This is a genomic window from Clostridioides sp. ZZV15-6598 (genome assembly GCF_020657705.1).
Classification (GTDB): Bacteria; Bacillota; Clostridia; order Peptostreptococcales; family Peptostreptococcaceae; genus Clostridioides; species Clostridioides difficile_F.
In genome coordinates, this window is record NZ_JAGWCS010000238.1 from 1 (window position 1) to 2682 (window position 2682).

The following is a 2682-nucleotide window of genomic DNA, read 5'->3' on the forward strand; positions in this document are numbered from 1 at the left end:
ATATATATATCACCCTATTTTACATTGTAGCATAAATTCCCAATGGAGACAATTTATTGAAATCCAATAGATTACATGCTTACAAGTAAAAATATTCACTTATATATTTTTATTATCTAAAAAATAAATCTACAAAAAACACAAACTACAATTAAGGTATTATAAATTTTAATTTATGACAGTAAAAAAACCATAGAGTATAAAATAAACTATGGCTTTTCTTTACTTATTGAGTTATTTATATTATTTATAACATATCTACATGAATATTTTATCTAATATGGTTTGTAAATTACATATTATATATTTTATAAATTACATGTTAAAAGTCGTTTCAATATATCTTTTTATTTCTTCAGCAGTACCCATATTAAGCACTTCATCAGCTAATTTTTTCATATCAGCTTCTTTAACTGAAGTTATTAATTTTCTAGCAGGAAGTATTGATATTGGAGACATAGAAAACTCGTCTAATCCCATACCTAAAAGTATTGGTATCATTTTTTGGTCTCCAGCAGATTCCCCACACATACCTGCCCATTTACCTTCTTTATGTGCATTATCTATAACTGTCTTTATAAGTCTTAAAACAGCTGGATTAAATTGATTGTAAAGATAGCTTATCTTTTGGTTCATTCTATCAACTGCACAAGTATATTGAATTAAATCATTAGTTCCTATAGAGAAGAAATCTACATGTTTAGCAAGTACATCAGATATTACAGCAGCAGATGGCACTTCTATCATCATACCGATTTCTACATCTTTAGCATAAGCTATACCTTCAGAATCAAGTTCTGCTAAAACTTCTTTTACAACTTCTTTAGCTTGTAATAATTCTTCTAAAGATGAAATCATAGGGAACATTATTCTTAATCTTCCATGAACACTCGCTCTATATAAAGCCCTTAATTGAGTCTTAAATATATCTGTTCTATCTAAACAAAGTCTTATTGCTCTGTAACCTAAAAATGGATTCATTTCAGGTTCCATAGTCAAGTAACTTAACTCTTTATCTCCACCTATATCTAATGTTCTTATAACTATAGGTTTACCTTTCATTCCTTCTAATACAGCTTTATAAGCTTCATATTGTATTTCCTCAGTTGGGAAAGAATCTCTATCCATATATAAAAATTCTGTTCTATAAAGACCAACGCCTTCAGCATCATTCTTTATTAGACCTTCTATATCATTAGGAGTTCCTATGTTACCAGCTAATTCCACATGCTTCCCATCAAGAGTTACTGACGGCTTTCCTTTTAATAATTGTAAGGCTTCTCTTTCTTCTTCATATTTAGCTTTTAACTCAGTATATTTGTTTATAGTGTCTTCATCTGGATTAACAATTACTTCACCAGTATCTCCATTGAAAACTACAAAATCTCCATCTTTAACGTTTGAAGTTATATCACTTAATCCAACGATTGCAGCGATTTCTAAAGTTCTAGACATTATAGCTGTATGAGAAGTTCTTCCACCTATATCAGTTAAAAAACCTAAAACCATTTTTTTGTTCATAGTTGCTGTATCTGATGGAGTTAAATCATGTGCTATTAATATTACTTCTTCACTTAAAGCAGATAAATCAACAACTTTAATTCCTAATATATGTCTAAGTATTCTATTTGTAACGTCTTTTATGTCTGCTGCTCTTTCTTTCATGTATTCATTGTCCATAGACTCAAACATGCTAACAAACATTTCTTTTATTTCATTTAAAGCATATTCTGCATTTACATTTTCAGTTTTGATTTTATCAATTGCAGAACCAATTAACTCTGGGTCTTCTAAAACTAGTAAATGTGCTTCAAATATTTCTGCTTCTTCTTCTCCTAATTCTTGAGAAGCCTTTTCCTTAACTTTTATTAATTCTTCTTTAGAAACTACAACCGCATTTTCTAATTTAGCAACTTCCGCTTCAACATTATCTATAGATTTTTTCTCAATTACTAATTCACTATGCTCAACTACTAACGCTTTCCCTAAAGCAATACCAGGAGAAGCTCCTATTCCTTTGTAAGACATAACCCTACCTCCTAAAAATATCTTCTGTATTTTGATTTCAAATTTATAATTAAAAATATCTTACTTTTTTCATCATTTAAAATATTTGTATTTTCATACCCAATTAACAATAATCTTAATCTTCTGATTAAATAAACATGAAAGTAACAAAGAAACTAAATATTTACAAACTTTTGTCTGTATATTTTTAATGTTTCTTTGTTACTTTTACTCTAAGCAATGATTAGATTATAAATACCAAATTTTTAGAAACTATATATCTACTCTCCAAATCCACTTTCAACTAACTCAACCATTGCTGCTAAAGCTACTTCTTCATCTTCTCCATTTACAACTAATTTTAATTCTTCTCCTTGAGCTAAACCTAAACTCATTATTCCCATGATTGATTTTGCATTTACAGTTTTGTCTTTTGCTACAACTTCTACTGTTGATTTAAATTCAGCAGCCTTCTTAACAAACATTCCTGCTGGTCTAGCATGTAATCCACTTGCATTTTTGATACTAACTACTTTTTCCATTTTTTAAATCCTCCTATAAACCTAACATTTTATATTTTTTAAAATTGTTTTCCTATTTTTTACTTTAATGGCACTTAGTGGTACTTTTTTGTCCTATGGTCATTTTTTGTTCCCACCAGTGCTACAAAAATAT

General features: G+C 28.7%; 2 protein-coding genes. Both read right to left on the minus strand.

The window, feature by feature from the left end; genetic code table 11:
- Positions 1-315 precede the first annotated feature (315 nt).
- Entirely contained in the window at positions 316-2028 is a 1713-nt protein-coding gene (gene ptsP, locus KGF50_RS21085) for a phosphoenolpyruvate--protein phosphotransferase (protein ID WP_227849875.1), read from the minus strand.
- A gap of 260 nt (positions 2029-2288) precedes the next feature.
- Positions 2289-2549 (minus strand): HPr family phosphocarrier protein, encoded by a 261-nt coding sequence (locus tag KGF50_RS21090; RefSeq protein WP_003422895.1) that lies wholly within the window; start codon positions 2547-2549, stop codon positions 2289-2291.
- Between the last annotated feature and the right edge of the window lie 133 nt (positions 2550-2682).

Coding starts and splice junctions, on each gene's coding strand:
- ptsP (WP_227849875.1), bottom strand. CDS start 2,028: ATGTCTTACAAAGGAATAGGAGCTTCTCCTGGTATTGCTTTAGGGAAA.
- KGF50_RS21090 (WP_003422895.1), bottom strand. CDS start 2,549: ATGGAAAAAGTAGTTAGTATCAAAAATGCAAGTGGATTACATGCTAGA.